Raw genomic sequence first — 789 nt, 5'->3', positions numbered from 1 at the left:
CATACTAGCTTGGTAGATTTCTTTTTGGCCTGGTGTCAAAGATATTTCATATTTATTCACCAAGTCTGGACCGAGTACTTTTTCATGCTCCTCATAAATAGAGAAAAAATCTTGGCTCTCAAACAGTGTATTTGATGTAAGTTCAAATACATATACAACAACTGGTGATGGTCTTCCATTCGAGTCAGGGTTGATATTATGATTTGCCGTTATTTCTAAATCCGCATATGGGTCGACCACTAAATTAGCGGCGGAGCATCCCATTAATACTAAAAATATAAATAACAAAAATGATTTATAAATTTGTTTCACAATCCCACCTTAACCTTTATTCTTGAGCGCTAATTCGTAGTGCTTAGCAAAATCTTCTAAATAAAATGGAGACTCTTTATTGACAAGTTCATCTGTTAATTGGCTATGAATACCTTCAAAGCGCTTCCAACTCTGAGCATATTTTCTTGCTGGAATAACCTTGTTAATTACATTGTCTTTAGCCAATGCATCTGAATAAATAGTATTAGGTTCAACGAGAGACATGACACTCGATACCGTACCCGCGACTCCTTGCATTAAAGCCTGCTCATGATTTTCAATATCGTTAAATGCTTCTTTTATTGCGGCATTAGGCTTTAAAAAACTCGACGTTTGACGGTTATACAAATTGTGGATTGCATCTTCCAAATTTGCTGAAAACTTAAGTGGATTATTTTCAGACTTTCTAAATGCAGTATGGTTGACGCGATTGGTTTGTTTAAATACAGCCCGATTGTGAAGAGTCTCCATTAGCCC

2 protein-coding genes are annotated in these 789 nt (G+C 36.0%); both read right to left on the bottom strand.

All coding sequences use genetic code 11. The features are described 5' to 3' along the window. Positions 1-312 (bottom strand): type VI secretion system lipoprotein TssJ (gene tssJ, locus R7Q48_RS26470; RefSeq protein WP_318133178.1); only part of this gene is annotated, 312 nt, incomplete at its 3' end. 9 nt (positions 313-321) lie between these two features. Further along, a partial coding sequence (gene tagH / locus R7Q48_RS26465; protein ID WP_318133176.1) for a type VI secretion system-associated FHA domain protein TagH occupies positions 322-789 on the bottom strand: 468 nt, incomplete at its 5' end.

This window comes from Vibrio sp. 378 (genome assembly GCF_033339435.1).
This window is presented reverse-complemented; position numbering and strand designations above follow the sequence as displayed.